General features: G+C 36.9%; 17 protein-coding genes. 1 reads left to right on the forward strand and 16 read right to left on the reverse strand.

Annotated elements, in window-relative coordinates; translation table 11 throughout:
* Positions 1-3 precede the first annotated feature (3 nt).
* The 4 genes from bshA to BTHG_RS20965 all read right to left on the reverse strand — a co-directional run bounded on the left by bshA (position 4) and on the right by BTHG_RS20965 (position 2,774).
* Entirely contained in the window at positions 4-1,131 is a 1,128-nt protein-coding gene (gene bshA, locus BTHG_RS20950; protein ID WP_010284143.1) for an N-acetyl-alpha-D-glucosaminyl L-malate synthase BshA, read from the reverse strand.
* A 62-nt stretch (positions 1,132-1,193) separates the two neighbouring features.
* Positions 1,194-1,610, reverse strand: coding sequence for a methylglyoxal synthase (gene mgsA, locus BTHG_RS20955; protein WP_010284144.1), 417 nt, complete (start codon positions 1,608-1,610; stop codon positions 1,194-1,196).
* A gap of 14 nt (positions 1,611-1,624) precedes the next feature.
* Complete coding sequence (gene dapB, locus BTHG_RS20960; protein ID WP_010284145.1) at positions 1,625-2,425, reverse strand: 4-hydroxy-tetrahydrodipicolinate reductase; 801 nt, start codon at positions 2,423-2,425, stop codon at positions 1,625-1,627.
* 13 nt (positions 2,426-2,438) lie between these two features.
* On the reverse strand, positions 2,439-2,774 hold the full coding sequence (locus tag BTHG_RS20965) for a nucleotide pyrophosphohydrolase (RefSeq protein WP_010284147.1): 336 nt from the start codon (positions 2,772-2,774) through the stop codon (positions 2,439-2,441).
* 148 nt (positions 2,775-2,922) lie between these two features.
* Between BTHG_RS20965 and BTHG_RS20970 the strand changes: the two genes are divergently transcribed.
* Positions 2,923-3,789, forward strand: a complete 867-nt coding sequence (locus BTHG_RS20970; protein ID WP_010284151.1) for a YitT family protein — start codon at positions 2,923-2,925, stop codon at positions 3,787-3,789.
* A 177-nt stretch (positions 3,790-3,966) separates the two neighbouring features.
* Here the strand turns inward: BTHG_RS20970 and BTHG_RS20975 are convergent, their stop codons facing one another.
* The 12 genes from BTHG_RS20975 to aroA form a co-directional block, all read right to left on the reverse strand.
* Positions 3,967-4,644 (reverse strand): zinc metallopeptidase, encoded by a 678-nt coding sequence (locus BTHG_RS20975; RefSeq protein ID WP_010284155.1) that lies wholly within the window; start codon positions 4,642-4,644, stop codon positions 3,967-3,969.
* Positions 4,645-4,760: 116 nt separating this feature from the next.
* A complete protein-coding gene (gene ypjB, locus BTHG_RS25555; RefSeq protein ID WP_087947088.1) occupies positions 4,761-5,339 on the reverse strand; it encodes a sporulation protein YpjB in 579 nt (192 codons plus the stop codon).
* Complete coding sequence (locus BTHG_RS27725; RefSeq protein WP_087947089.1) at positions 5,332-5,562, reverse strand: sporulation protein YpjB; 231 nt, start codon at positions 5,560-5,562, stop codon at positions 5,332-5,334. Before BTHG_RS27725 ends, ypjB begins: the two co-directional genes overlap by 8 nt.
* A gap of 63 nt (positions 5,563-5,625) precedes the next feature.
* Positions 5,626-6,216: a lipoprotein heptaprenylglyceryl N-acetyltransferase LhaT gene (gene lhaT, locus BTHG_RS20985; RefSeq protein ID WP_010284158.1), complete on the reverse strand. Its 591-nt coding sequence runs from the start codon at positions 6,214-6,216 to the stop codon at positions 5,626-5,628.
* 120 nt (positions 6,217-6,336) lie between these two features.
* Positions 6,337-7,104 carry a menaquinol-cytochrome c reductase cytochrome b/c subunit gene (locus tag BTHG_RS20990; protein WP_010284160.1) on the reverse strand — a complete coding sequence of 256 codons (768 nt, stop codon included), beginning with the start codon at positions 7,102-7,104 and terminating at the stop codon, positions 6,337-6,339.
* Between the two features lie 145 nt (positions 7,105-7,249).
* Positions 7,250-7,924, reverse strand: a complete 675-nt coding sequence (gene qcrB, locus BTHG_RS20995; RefSeq protein ID WP_010284162.1) for a menaquinol-cytochrome c reductase cytochrome b subunit — start codon at positions 7,922-7,924, stop codon at positions 7,250-7,252.
* Positions 7,925-7,927: 3 nt separating this feature from the next.
* Positions 7,928-8,437, reverse strand: coding sequence for a QcrA and Rieske domain-containing protein (locus BTHG_RS21000; protein WP_010284163.1), 510 nt, complete (start codon positions 8,435-8,437; stop codon positions 7,928-7,930).
* Between the two features lie 194 nt (positions 8,438-8,631).
* On the reverse strand, positions 8,632-9,090 hold the full coding sequence (locus tag BTHG_RS21005; RefSeq protein WP_010284165.1) for a YpiF family protein: 459 nt from the start codon (positions 9,088-9,090) through the stop codon (positions 8,632-8,634).
* A 137-nt stretch (positions 9,091-9,227) separates the two neighbouring features.
* On the reverse strand, positions 9,228-9,764 hold the full coding sequence (locus tag BTHG_RS21010; protein ID WP_010284166.1) for a ReoY family proteolytic degradation factor: 537 nt from the start codon (positions 9,762-9,764) through the stop codon (positions 9,228-9,230).
* Positions 9,765-9,956: 192 nt separating this feature from the next.
* A complete protein-coding gene (locus BTHG_RS21020; protein ID WP_010284167.1) occupies positions 9,957-11,210 on the reverse strand; it encodes a tetratricopeptide repeat protein in 1,254 nt (417 codons plus the stop codon).
* A gap of 28 nt (positions 11,211-11,238) precedes the next feature.
* A complete protein-coding gene (locus BTHG_RS21025) occupies positions 11,239-12,165 on the reverse strand; it encodes a hypothetical protein (protein ID WP_010284168.1) in 927 nt (308 codons plus the stop codon).
* 138 nt (positions 12,166-12,303) lie between these two features.
* Positions 12,304-13,602 (reverse strand): 3-phosphoshikimate 1-carboxyvinyltransferase, encoded by a 1,299-nt coding sequence (aroA, locus tag BTHG_RS21030; protein ID WP_010284169.1) that lies wholly within the window; start codon positions 13,600-13,602, stop codon positions 12,304-12,306.
* Positions 13,603-13,639: the final 37 nt, after the last annotated feature.

Genomic DNA, 13,639 nt, shown 5'->3' on the forward strand with positions numbered 1-13,639 from the left:
CGTTTATTTCGAGAGGATCGAATAATATAAATCCTCATATTCATTAACAATTCTCTCAGAATTAAATTTCTGTTGAACAGAGCTGATTGCCTGCCTTGACATTTTTTTATGTAAATTAGAATCAGATAAAAGTGTAATAGCCTTGTTTGCAATGTCTTGAATATCACCAAGCTCACAAATGTATCCATCCGCACCTTCGTTAATGACCTCCGGAATACCACCAACCTTTGTACCTATTGTTGGAACTCCACATGCCATAGCTTCAATAAGAACAAGTCCGAAGCTTTCTTTTTCAGATAATAAAAGCTTTAAGTCACTAATTGAATACAGTTCTGGAAGGTTTTCTTGTTTACCTAAAAGGAGTACTTTATCATTAAGTCCAAATTTATCAATTAATTTGCAGGCAGTCGTAACTTCCGGTCCATCCCCAACCAATAATAGCTTGGCTTTTACTTCTTTTTGAATGAGATTAAATGCACGAACGACATCTGGGACGCGTTTCACCTTCCGAAAATTAGAAACGTGGATAATAACTTTTTCATCTTTTTCAATCCCATATTGATTCCGTAAATCATCAACATCTCGTTTGTAATAGATTTTCTCGTCCACAAAATTATATATGGTTTTAATCTCTTTCTTCGGTTCAATTAATTCATAGGTTTGGTCTACCAGTGATTTCGAAACAGCAGTAACGGCATCAGATTGTTCTATTCCAAACCGAATCAATTCTGTTAAAGAGGGATCATATCCAAGAACTGTAATATCTGTACCATGCAGGGTGGTAATAATTTTTACATCCCCATCCACCATTTGCTTTGCTAAGTATGCACAAACAGCATGTGGAATCGCGTAATGAACATGAAGAAGATCGAGCTTCTCTCTTTTCGTAACCTCTGCCATTTTACTAGCCAATGCGAGGTCATAAGGTGGATATTTAAAAACCGAATATTGATTTACTTCCACCTCATGAAAAAAAATATTTGAATAAATTTTGTTCAGACGAAACGGAAGACTTGAAGAAATAAAATGAATTTCATGTCCTTTTTCTGCAAGTAATTTCCCTAACTCTGTTGCCACGACACCTGAACCCCCAACTGATGGGTAACAAGTAATCCCTATTTTCAGTTTCATTTGCAAATCTCCCACTTCTTCGTCAAATCATACATTTTAATCGATGAACATTCCAAGAAAATTTATTTACTTTCTTCCTGTCTATCGCGGATAATTTCACGCCATGAAATAAATCCTTTTTCTAGTCCATGAATTAGCACCTCAGCAGTACCCATGTTGGTAGCTAATGGTACACAATACACATCACATAATCTAATTAGTGCTGATACATCTGGCTCATGTGGTTGTGCTGTTAATGGGTCCCTAAAAAAGATAACCATATCCATTTGATTTTTGGCAATCATTGCTCCAATTTCTTGATCACCGCCTAATGGTCCAGATTGAAATCGATGAATTTGAAGTCCTGTAGCTTCTGAAATACGTAAGCCTGTTGTCCCTGTTGCAAACAGTTCATGCTGCTCCAAGATTGTTTTATAAGCTGTTGAAAATTGTACAAGATCTGTTTTCTTCTTATCATGAGCTATTAAAGCAATTTTCATTGTATTGTATCCCCTTATTCGATAATATTTTCTAAACCGTAGACTAACACATCGATGTTCATTACTGTATCAACTGATAATTTAACACCTGACATGAAAGAAGCACGATTGAATGAATCATGACGAATTGAGAGCATTTGTCCATTTCCGCCAAACATTACTTCTTGATGTGCAACAAGCCCCGGCAGTCGTACACTATGTATGCGAATTCCATCATACTCAGCACCACGGGCGCCTTGAATGGTTTCTTTTTCATCAGGATGTCCTTGTTCCTTTGAATCTCGTACTGCCGTTACTAATTCTGCAGTTTTCACTGCTGTTCCAGATGGGGCATCGAGCTTTTGGTCATGGTGAAGCTCGATAATTTCCACATCCTGAAAATACTTTGCTGCCATTTGTGAAAATTTCATCATTAACACTGCACCTACTGCGAAATTAGGAGCAATAATTGCACCTACTTTGCGCTCTTCCGCCATCATTGACAATCTGTCCAGCTCTTCATTAGTGAAACCTGTTGTGCCTACAACAGGACGGACACCATGTTGAATTGCAACCTCAGTATGATATCTACCTATTTCAGGTGTAGTTAAATCAATTAATACATCAGGGTTTGTTTGTGAGAAGCATTCATTAATATCAGTAAAAATAGGGACGTTTACATTACTGAAGCCTTCTACTTCACTAAGTAACTTACCATTGTTTTGGCGGTCGATTACTCCAACTAATGAATAATTCTCTGTATTTTGTACAAGAGCAACGGCCTCTTTTCCCATTCTCCCTCTAGGACCAGCGATTACGATTTTAATTGTATCCATCTTGTTTTCTCCCTTATTCGTTAGTATCAATACGAGTCCATCTATCTTTATCTCGTGTATTAAATTTGTTCATAACAGCATTATGTGCGTCTTCAAGGTCAATGTTCAAGGAATTTGCAAGGCAAATCAATACAAACAACAGATCACCTGTTTCTTCAGCCATGCTTTTTTCAGTTTCTGAATCTTTTTTTGGTTTTTCTCCGTAGTAGTGATTGACTTCTCTTGCAAGTTCACCTAATTCTTCTGTCAATCTTGCTAGTAGTGCTAGAGGACTAAAATATCCTTCTTTAAATTGGCCTATGTACGCATCTACTTCTTGTTGTAGTTGTTTCATTGTCTTATCTGCCATCTCTATCACCTCGGGAAGTTTCTCTTCTTATGTTAGCGTAAAGTATAGAGTTTTGACAAACTTTTCTTTTATATAACATGATTTGTCAGTTTTTTACCCATACTTTATAATGTAGTGGCAATTATTACTATTTCGGGGGTTATATAATTTGAAGTTTTCAATAAAAAATATTATTTTCATTCTGTTAGGATCGGCTATATTTTCGTTTGGGATCGTGCATTTTAATATGCAAAATAATCTTGCAGAGGGTGGATTTACAGGTATCACCCTGTTGCTTTATTTTCTGTTTAAATTTGATCCATCCTATACGAATTTGATTTTAAATATTCCACTATTTTTACTTGGTTGGAAGCTACTAGGCCGCATGGCATTTTATTATACACTTATTGGTACTATCAGTGTTTCGATATTTTTGTGGTTTTTTCAACGGTATCAGTTTGAAATAGCACTAGATGGAGATTTAATGCTCGCGGCATTATTTGCTGGTGTGTTTATTGGCGTTGGTCTCGGTATTATTTTTAGGTATGGCGGTACAACAGGCGGTGTTGATATTATTGCAAGGCTTGTTAGGAAATATGTTGGGTGGCCAATGGGCCGTACCATGTTTTTATTTGATGCCGTCGTGATTACTATCTCACTGATTTTCTATCTATCTCCTCGAGAGGCTATGTACACGTTACTCGCTGTGTTTATCGGGGCAAGAGTAATTGATTTTATGCAGGAAGGTGCATATGCTGCTAGAGGTGCAATGATTATTTCAGAACAGAATGAGAAAATTGCGGAAAAGATTTTAAATGAGATGGAGCGCGGGGTAACAATTCTAAAAGGAATGGGGTCGTATACGAAGCAGGATATGCATATTTTATACTGTGTAGTTGGAAGAAGAGAAGTTGGTCGGTTAAAGCAGGTTATTATCTCTATAGACCCGCATGCTTTTGTTTCTGTAAGTGATGTTCATGATGTACTCGGTGAAGGATTCACATTGGATGAAAATAAAAAACCGATTGAGCGGTGATGTAAACTGTTTCAAGAGAGGCTTTTAGCTAACACATGTGGGTGATACTCTAGGGGCTTCACATACCTCTTTTGCAAGCAAGCTTGCCCTTAAATTCTCTCCCCTTTTAGTCAAATGAGCTAAAACAAAAACAATAAAAACCGGTTATCCACTAAAAGGGTAACCGGCTTTCTTTGTTTATTCTTCTGATCGAGCCATTCCTGTGTACATGAGGATTAGTCTCAATAATTCTAGTACCGCTACTGCTGCTGCTGCAACGTAGGTTAGTGCTGCTGCACTTAGTACTTTTTTGGTTTCACGTTCTTCGTCATTACGAATGACGCCCGCTGATACAATTTCATTCATTGCCCTTGAAGAGGCATTGAATTCAACTGGCAACGTAACAAGCTGAAATAATACAGCCGCTGCCATAAAGATAATTCCATATAGCATCAAGCTTGGTATTGTGAAAATCATACCTGCAATAATTAATATCCATGAAAAGTTTGATCCGATATTCGCAACCGGTACAAGTGCATGACGGAACCGAAGGAATGCGTAATTTTGTTGATCTTGAATTGCGTGTCCAACTTCATGGGCAGCTACAGCAGCACCTGCAATTGAAGTTCCATAATAGTTGTTTGTTGAAAGTCGAACGACTTTTGATCTTGGGTCATAGTGGTCTGAAAGCACACCAGGAGTTTCCTCAATTCGAACATCATATAATCCATTTTGATCAAGAATCCTTCTTGCTACTTCTGCACCTGTCATGCCTGATGAAGAAGAAATTTGTGAATACTTCTTATATGCACTCTTTACTTTAAATTGTGCATATATCGGGATGATAATGATCAAAGCAAAATAAACTAGAATCATTCTTTTTATCCTCCAAACTATAATATACTTTAATTTTAGTTAGAGTATCTTTCAAAGTCAATTGTCTTGCTTACAAAATTATTTTCTTTAAAAATAAACAGTGGGTCATCCCACTGTTAGCGTTCATCATAATCTCTTTGTTTTTGTCGTTTTTGTTTATCACCTTTATATTTTCTCCAACCGACATAAATTAATGTAAGAATAATAGCTCCACCAGTTGAAATCATCACCCAAATCAGTGATGGATCTGCATCATCCTCGGTCATTCTCTCAAACAAATTCTTAAGATCATGTTCCATTTGGTCAAGCTGCTGTATTCTTGTAGTGGCCTTCAGTTCTTCATTTCGATACGTATCCAAAAATGCTATATGTGAATCTATTTTTTGAACATCTTCAGGTGTGATGTCCACTGTAATACTCGGATGAATCATATTATATTTTGATAGAAAGATAGTAAGAAGTTGATTAAAGCTTTCCGTATCTCCTTCTTCAACCGTTTCCTTCATTTGCCCGAATGTCGTCATAATCGAATCTTCCATTTCAGTCCACATGGGCTGATGCTCAGACCTCATCGCATCGACTACCAAACGAAATTGAGTAACACGATTGACTCTCTCCTCAAGACTAAGGGAGGAAGAATTAACAGCCTCAGAGGCTGAATTATGGGTAATCGTAATAATCCGTAGTTCATCCATTGAAAATGATTCTTCCTAGTTGATTCAATCGTAAAAATTCATTCGAAAAATGTGTTAATAATTGCTTGGCATCCTTGTATCGTTCTTGCTTCACCATTTGCAGGGCTTGATCTGAAATACGATCGAGCTTTTCCCAGTTTTCTTCATTGGAGGCAGCTAATATGGATATAGGATGGATTAAAAATAAAAACCAAATAATACATATAATTCTAGAAATTTTCATACTTGTCCCTCCCTAAACATCTAGTAAAATGTATGAGGGATTGGACAAGAGTAGACCAACTTTTTACCTGAGGTCTAGCATATACCGATCTTTTTTTATACAAAGTAGATATGTAATTAAAATTGAAACTATACTTAACCAAAAAGTAAAGTAACCAATCTGCGGAATGTACTGATCCAAAACACTATACCTCGGCATCATAAAGAATACATAGTCAATTACATCATTATGCAATGTCCATATTGCTGCAATCACTAAATGAACCGGCTTTATGCGATAATACGGAGCAAACAATAGCCCTTGAATTGCCATCCCAAGGTGGGAAAAAATCAGCATATACCCATAAATATTCAAACCATCTACAAAATAGGTAAGAATATTCATAACCACTGCCCAAATCCCATATTTAAAAAGAGTGACAATTGCAAATGCTTCTATAAGTGGCCAATTCTTTCTTAGTAAAAATGCAATTAACACAAAGCAAAAAAACAAACTTGCAGTAGGGCTATCCGGAACAAAAATTAAAAACTTTGGAGGTGTAATGTCTAGCTGACTTTCATACCAAACATAGCCATAAATTGTCCCTGGAACATTAATTAGCAAAAGAATCCAAAGCACCCAGCGTTGCCCCATTAAATATGTAATCCACTTCATCTATGTACCAACTTTCCTTTTTTCTTACCTCAAGATTCTCTTAAAAACAGTGAGCTTGTCAAGGAGCAAAAGAAAAAAACTAATCAAAAAAGCTGACCCGAAAGTCAGCTCTTTGTACGATTATTTAGAAGTAACGCCAGAAATAAATTCAGCAAGCTTCTGTAATTCTTCGTCAGTTCCTTCGAACATACCTGGAGGCATTGCTCCTTGACCATTTTTGGCAATGTCAGCAATTTCTTCAGGAGATAATCCATTATCAACTAAGGCCTTACCTGCAGGGCCACCTTCTAAGTTAGCACCGTGACAGCCAATACAACCTTTATCTTGGAACAGTTTATATCCTTCAGATTCTGTATCAATCTCTGCCTCAGCTACGATTTTAGCAGATTCTGCTCTTGCTTCCCAGTCTACTTGAGATGAAGATTCCCAAGTTAAATATACTGTTGCAGCAAGTGCTAAAAGCATAAGACCAGTTGCAATTGGGCGTTTTGATGGTCTACGATCTGGACCACGATCTAAGAATGGAGCTAGTAAAAGTGCTCCAAATGCAAGACCTGGAATTACAAGTGCACCAATTACAGTGTATGGACCTGATGCATAAGAATATTTAAGCAATTGATATAAGAATAAGAAATACCAGTCTGGTAATGGAATATATCCTGACGCAGTAGGGTCAGCGATTTTTTCCAATGGTGATGGGTGTGCTGCTGTTAAACATAAAAAGGCTACTAAGAAAACAGAACCAACTAACCATTCTTTTAATAAGAAGTTTGGCCAGAACGCTTCTGTTTTTCCTGGATACTCGGAGTAATCCTTAGGAATGTGCTTTTTATTACTTACAGGAACACGGGAGTCCCCAACAAATTTCATTCCTTTTCCGCGATGCATAATCGGTCCCCCTCCTTTTTAGAGAATTTTCATTCAAAAGAGTATGTTCATCTTTTTCAATAAACCATCGAGCTAGCTCGATTTTTTTATCATTACTACTTATCAATACTTTACACATCACAAAAATGTGGTAAAGTCTTCCATCCTACAATGGACCAGAAATACCTTGGCGGCGAATCATGATAAAGTGTGCAGCAAGTAAACCGAATAACGCTGCTGGTAAGAAGAATACATGAATCGCAAAGAAACGAGTTAATGTTTGTGCACCAACAATTTCAGGGTGTCCTGCAATCAGAGTCTTTAAGTAAGGCCCTAATAGTGGGGTTGCTTCAACAATTTGGATGGTAACCTTTGTTGCGAATAACGCTTTCATATCCCAAGGTAATAAGTAACCTGTTAAACCAAGTGCTAACATAACAAAGAAAATTAATACTCCAACAATCCAGTTTAGCTCTCGAGGTTTTTTATAGGCACCTTGGAAAAATACACGTAAGGTATGTAAGAACATCATAACGATTACCAAACTTGCTCCCCAGTGATGCATTCCGCGGACAATTTGTCCAAACGCTACTTCGTTTTGTAAATAATAAACAGAATTCCATGCATTGATGATATCTGGTACATAATACATTGTTAAAAACATACCAGAAAGAACTTGAATGACGACGATAAAAAATGTTAGCCCTCCAAAACAGTAAACAAATGCACTAAAGTGATGTGCAGGGTTTACATGCTCAGGAACCTCGTGGTCTGCAATATCGGCCCAGAGAGGAGTAACATCAAGACGTTCGTCAACCCAATCAAAGATCTTATTTAACATTGATTACGCTCCTCCTCTTGGTTTCGCTTTTCCTAAATATAAATAACCATCTTTTACTTGACTTTCATACACATCTAATGGAGCAGCTGGTGGTGTACCAGGTACGTTTGTACCATCCTTTTCATATAAACCGTAGTGACAAGGACAGAAGAAACGATTTGGATTTGTTGGATCTTCATTCCAAGCTACAGCACATCCAAGGTGCTTACACACTGGTGAAAGCGCTACGATGTCGCCATTGTCTTTTTTATAAACCCATGCTGAGTATGGAACGTCTGATTCATACCATGCATCAACTTGATTTACTTTGAAATCAAATTTTTGAGGTTCATTTGTAATCTTATCAACACTCACCACTTGTACCATGTCTTGCTCAGCTTCTGGCTGAAGTAATGGGTCAATTGCAAAGCGGACCATAGGCATTAACATCCCAGCTGCCATGAAACCACCTACACCTGTTAGAGTATAGTTTAGAAATTGACGTCTTGAAACCCGTTGTTTATTCTCGCTCATTTTTTTCCCCCCTCTATGCTAAGCTAAGTCCACTCCGGACATAATTGTACACATTTAAAACTAGGACATTCTCATGATATATCAATATTTGGTACAGGTCAATAATAGGATTTACTGAAACCATGGCAACTATGTGACTTTCTTAGGAAAAGTAAGGAATTTTTCATTATTATTGTCACATAATGATAAAAAAATTACTTTTGCCAGATATTCGTAAATAATGTTACAAGTTGTTTCATTTGATCTTGCAACATCGTTTGCTTATATTTTTCCTCTACATATTCAAGTGGTAATGTTGGTAGCCAAATCAGGGATCCATTTAAATCATTTTCTACCTGCTTCCAGCTACTATCTGATGTGATAAATATAGTGTGTTTCATACCCTCACCATTCAAATCGCTAGACCACTGATTTAATCGGGTTTTAGCCATTTCAAGTTCTTCCCCATTTGAATACGTAAATGCAGGAAATAAGATAATTCTACCTTTAAATTGTCTTTCCACTTCGTTTGAAAGGATAGTAATGAACTCCCCCATTGAAACTGTATTTTTCACATTCCCTTCAAGCGATACAGGAATCAGGGGAATGACTGCAGTGTCCACATATTCCTTTGCTTGTAAATACACATCAATATCCTTTGTTACCCATTTCATTATGTATGCTTCCTTTCAGATTTCACTATGTACTTTTATCAAAAAACAAAAGTAAACTCCCAAACTACCATACCATATTTAGTCCAAATAAAAAAGACTGACACTTTGTCAGCCCCCAATAATGAGATCCCTTACTTTTATAATTGCTTTAGTTGTTCAGTCAGTCTCTTAAACTCCGTTTTGTCGTGTTTGTCAAGCGCCTCATCTATCCTTTTTAACAGATGTTCCTTTTGAAACATATGAATGGATTCTTCAAGAAACTTTTTCGCAAGCTCTTTATCCTGCTCGTTCACCTGAAGATGTTTTGGCATATATGGATTCTCTTCAAGTACAGCCACATAATTCGGAGAATGGAAGGAGGATCTGAAATTAAGTTGAATATAAATTTCTTCTTCCCTGTTTAATCGGATATCATGGAATGACTTCTCAGCATCAGTTGTCATGACATTTTCCTTATAAAAACGGAATGGAACATCATCGACACAATGAGTTGACATGATGATTCCTCTTGGGCAGTATTGGGCTTGCTCGACAAAGTGAACATTTTTCATGAGTTGGTCATGACTCATCAAATAATTTAAAATCCAAACACACTCTCTTCTTTTTAGCTGATAATTATTTAGAAACCAGCGAATGAAGTCTTTTTTCTCGTTGACAGATACAGGGGTAGTCATCGCATGCTTCCCTCCTCTGCTAGTATTAAGTAACGATAATGATAATGATACTGATATACTTCAACATTCAAATCAAAATATCCTTCAAAACAATCAAATTCGCCCTGGAGAATTTTGCGCCAAGATTTTTTCAAACTTGCTCGAAATTTTTCCTTTGAAAATTGCATGTCTCGCCGGAGGCTTTTCCTTTGCTTATTCCAGTTCAGAAATTAATTCTTCAATTTCATACTTCATTGGTTCAAGCTTAAGCAGTTCCTTAAATACTTCGATTGCCTCTTGCCTTTTTCCGTCCTCCATTAAGAAATATCCAAACTCTTCTAAAAACTCTGGAGTTTCTTTAAAAAAAGTATATGCATGACGGTAATGGTTTAATGCATCCGAATATTGTTCTAATTTATTTTTTGAAAAAGCAAGATCCCACTCAAATTGTTCATCATACTCACCATAACTCATCACATTATCGAGGCAATCTACTACATCCTCGAATCTTTCTTCGCGCAGTAACAACTTTGAAAGTTGTAAAGTCGCTTCTACATAACCAGGGTCAATCCCCACTGCAGCACGAAGATATTTTTCTGCATTTTCTTTATCACCAAGCATCATCGAAATTTTGCCAGCGTAAAAATGAAGCTCCTTATTCAACGATTCCACTTCAAGCCCTTCTAATAAGGTTTGAAAGCTCTCCTCCAAGCTTGCTTCTTCTTCATATGCCTTTGCAAGGTATAAATAAAGCGAACTATAGTCCGGGTCAAGTTCTTTCAGTCTGCTTAAAATCTCAATTGCCTTTTTATAGTATTTCGCTTGATATGCGGTAACTCCAAATCCAAATAATGTATTACTATCTTCTTGTTTTTTGATGGCCTCTTCATAATACGGAAGTGCTTCTTCAAATTTACCTGTTGTACTATAGCTTTCCGCAATACGTGCGTTAACATTTACACCTGCAATTTCATCGCTTTCTCGTAAGACCTTCTCATAATAGGGAATACTTTTGCCGTACTCTCCATGACTTGAATATAATTCAGCTAAAGCAAAATCAATAATTGGTTCATCGTCTGATTTTTCTTTTGCTAAAAGCAGTTTTTGTTCGCTCACCTCATGTAAACCCTGCATTTGGAATAAATCAGCTTGTAAAACAAGGGATTCCAAATAAACTGGATCATCAACAGCAATTTGTTCTAAAATAGCAATCGCTTCCTCTTCCATATCAAGGTCAATCATGATTTCTGCTAAAAAAACAAATAGTTCACCTTCATCTGGATAACGTAATATTAACTCTTCAATAATTTCTTTTGCTTCTTCAACGAAACCCCATTTATAATAGTTCCTAGCAATTGTGTATTTTTCATCATCATTTGAGTATTCTCTAAGCTTTTTTAATGCTTTAAGCCCTTCTTCAACGTTTCCATCTTCTACTTGTTGTAAGGCATCCTCTAATCGATTCATCATTTTTAACTCCTCTTACCTATCTCTCTTACACCACCACAATTTTGTCATAGGCAGATGTAAAAAAGCCAGGCTTTTTTACTATACATTCATTACCAAAGCCAGAACGAAAGTATACCTGGGCTCCTACTTTTGTAAAACCGCCTTTGTGCATGGTGATTGTCGGTATAAGTTTATGATAATCTAGAGTTGGCTTTTCATCAACTGAATAGCTTATAGAATCATGTTCATACAGATTGTAATCCAATTCACCACCAACTCGAAGGTCGCCTTTCTCAGGGTAAATACCAATCTTTTTTAACATTTCAATTGATAAAGGCTCATTTTCATTGGGACAAACTGGAATAGTAGGGATACTATTTTCAGTCATAATCGTCTTCCAAACCTCTTCTTTTCGGTTACTAAACATCGTTTTCTCTTTCATCTTCCACTGTGGGATGATAGGAATTTGATAGGAATGATAAGATTCCCTTATCCAGCCCCAAGGTACCTTGTGTAGTTCGTCCAATTTTTCAATCGTGACGATAATTACCGGTATTTTTTTTCGTCTGCAGGCGACAAGGAGAGAGGGCGTTAAACTTTCAAGAGGAATACGAATACCTAAGTAATAGTCTATTGGACTGTTCAAAAGATAATGCCTGGTTTTCTTAAGTGATTGCACCAATTCGTTTTCATGCTTGACATCATTAATGACAAGTAAGGTTGTACAACCTTTTTGTAAGTACTTTTCCGTCATTTCCTTTTTAAAAGATTGAAACGACAATTCTTTTGAAAAGGAATAGTTTACCATGACATGGCCTGGTGTTAGTAAATATTGAGATAAATTTGTCTTCATAAAAGAAAGTTGTTTGAGGTTTTCTTTCATATAATCAACACGTTGATTGTTGATAAGTATCGAACATGTGACGACCTTATTATTCTTTAGGACATTTGCTTTTTCCAATATATATGGCATCAAACCTCCCCCTTTCACATTTCCATAGTTTCAGATATCCTTAAGACAAGCTATGCGAAAAGTGATGGTTGTATGTTAGTTTTTGTCTCTAAAAACACAAAAAACCCATGGAGTCATGATGCTCCACGGGAATGTATGTTACTTTTCTTCTATTAAATAATCTAGATGCTCAAAAAAGGTAGGGTAAGAAACTGATATCGATTCAGGATCTGAAAGAGTCACTTCTGCATTCGCAATACATGCTGCAATTGCTAGCATCATGCCAATTCTATGGTCCCCATGGCTATGGACATGGCCACCAGTCAATTGTTTCTTTTCACCTGAGATTATCATTCCATCCTCTGTTGGTTCTATCTTTGCACCAAGCTTTGTTAGCTCACCAACGACGGTATCAATTCGATTTGTTTCCTTTACCTTTAATTCACTGGCATCCTTAATAACCGTTTTTCCTTCTGCTTGAGTTGCTAATAATGCAATAACCGGTATCTCATCAATTAAACGAGGGATGATGTCACCATCAATTTCTATCCCTTTCAATTCAGAAGTTTGGATAGTTAAATCAGCAATTGGCTCGTTATTCTCTACTCTTTCATTCTCAATTTCTAGACGCGCTCCCATTTTAACTAATACATCAACAATTCCTGTTCTAGTTGGATTCATTCCAACATTTTTCAAGGTAATACGACTATTTGGTACAATCGCACCTGCAACAAGGAAAAATGCTGCAGAAGAAATATCACCAGGAACTTGGATATTTGTCCCTACTAGTTTCTGACCACCGTTTACCTTTACAGTCAGTCCAGCCTCTTCTACCTCACAACCAAAAGCACGCAGCATCCGTTCTGTGTGGTCCCTTGATTTATGTGGCTCTGTTACGGAAGTTATTCCATTTGCATTTAAACCTGCTAAAAGGATTGAGGACTTAACCTGAGCACTAGCTACAGGGGAAACGTAATCAATGCCCTGTAAAGAGCCTCCACGAATGGATAAAGGGGTAAAATTTCCGTCTTCTCTACCATCAATTTTTGCCCCCATTTGACGTAATGGCTCAGTAACACGTTTCATCGGTCTTTTTGCAATCGATTCATCACCAATCATACAAGTATGAATAGGAATGCCAGAAAGAAGTCCTACCATTAATCTTGTAGTTGTTCCGGAGTTTCCTGTGTCTAAAATTTCAATCGGCTCACGTAACCCATCAAAGCCCGCTCCCTCAATTTCAACATGATCTTTATTTTGTGTAATTTTTACGCCTAATTTTTCAAAGCAACTAATGGTACTTAGACAGTCGTCACCAGGTAAAAAATTATTAACAACTGTTTTCCCTTGCGCAATTGCCCCGAGCATAATCGAGCGGTGGGAAATCGATTTATCACCTGGAATATCAATTGAACCATTTAATCCTGTACTATTGATACGTAATTTTTTTGAATCCATATTACCACTCCCTAATCAAAAACGCATTTATCATGTT

This window comes from Bacillus timonensis (assembly GCF_000285535.1).
Taxonomy (GTDB): Bacteria; Bacillota; Bacilli; order Bacillales; family Bacillaceae_L; genus Ferdinandcohnia; species Ferdinandcohnia timonensis.

Excerpts from the sequence above, each read along its gene's own strand:
- BTHG_RS21010 (WP_010284166.1), bottom strand. The coding sequence starts at position 9,764 with ATGACTACCCCTGTATCTGTCAACGAGAAAAAAGACTTCATTCGCTGG.
- BTHG_RS20990 (WP_010284160.1), bottom strand. The coding sequence starts at position 7,104 with ATGCATCGCGGAAAAGGAATGAAATTTGTTGGGGACTCCCGTGTTCCT.
- lhaT (WP_010284158.1), bottom strand. The coding sequence starts at position 6,216 with ATGAAGTGGATTACATATTTAATGGGGCAACGCTGGGTGCTTTGGATT.
- dapB (WP_010284145.1), bottom strand. The coding sequence starts at position 2,425 with ATGGATACAATTAAAATCGTAATCGCTGGTCCTAGAGGGAGAATGGGA.
- BTHG_RS27725 (WP_087947089.1), bottom strand. The coding sequence starts at position 5,562 with ATGAAAATTTCTAGAATTATATGTATTATTTGGTTTTTATTTTTAATC.
- BTHG_RS21025 (WP_010284168.1), bottom strand. The coding sequence starts at position 12,165 with ATGCCATATATATTGGAAAAAGCAAATGTCCTAAAGAATAATAAGGTC.
- qcrB (WP_010284162.1), bottom strand. The coding sequence starts at position 7,924 with ATGTTAAATAAGATCTTTGATTGGGTTGACGAACGTCTTGATGTTACT.
- BTHG_RS20965 (WP_010284147.1), bottom strand. The coding sequence starts at position 2,774 with ATGGCAGATAAGACAATGAAACAACTACAACAAGAAGTAGATGCGTAC.
- aroA (WP_010284169.1), bottom strand. The coding sequence starts at position 13,602 with ATGGATTCAAAAAAATTACGTATCAATAGTACAGGATTAAATGGTTCA.
- ypjB (WP_087947088.1), bottom strand. The coding sequence starts at position 5,339 with ATGGATGAACTACGGATTATTACGATTACCCATAATTCAGCCTCTGAG.
- BTHG_RS21020 (WP_010284167.1), bottom strand. The coding sequence starts at position 11,210 with ATGAATCGATTAGAGGATGCCTTACAACAAGTAGAAGATGGAAACGTT.
- BTHG_RS21005 (WP_010284165.1), bottom strand. The coding sequence starts at position 9,090 with ATGAAATGGGTAACAAAGGATATTGATGTGTATTTACAAGCAAAGGAA.
- mgsA (WP_010284144.1), bottom strand. The coding sequence starts at position 1,610 with ATGAAAATTGCTTTAATAGCTCATGATAAGAAGAAAACAGATCTTGTA.
- BTHG_RS21000 (WP_010284163.1), bottom strand. The coding sequence starts at position 8,437 with ATGAGCGAGAATAAACAACGGGTTTCAAGACGTCAATTTCTAAACTAT.
- BTHG_RS20975 (WP_010284155.1), bottom strand. The coding sequence starts at position 4,644 with ATGATTCTAGTTTATTTTGCTTTGATCATTATCATCCCGATATATGCA.
- bshA (WP_010284143.1), bottom strand. The coding sequence starts at position 1,131 with ATGAAACTGAAAATAGGGATTACTTGTTACCCATCAGTTGGGGGTTCA.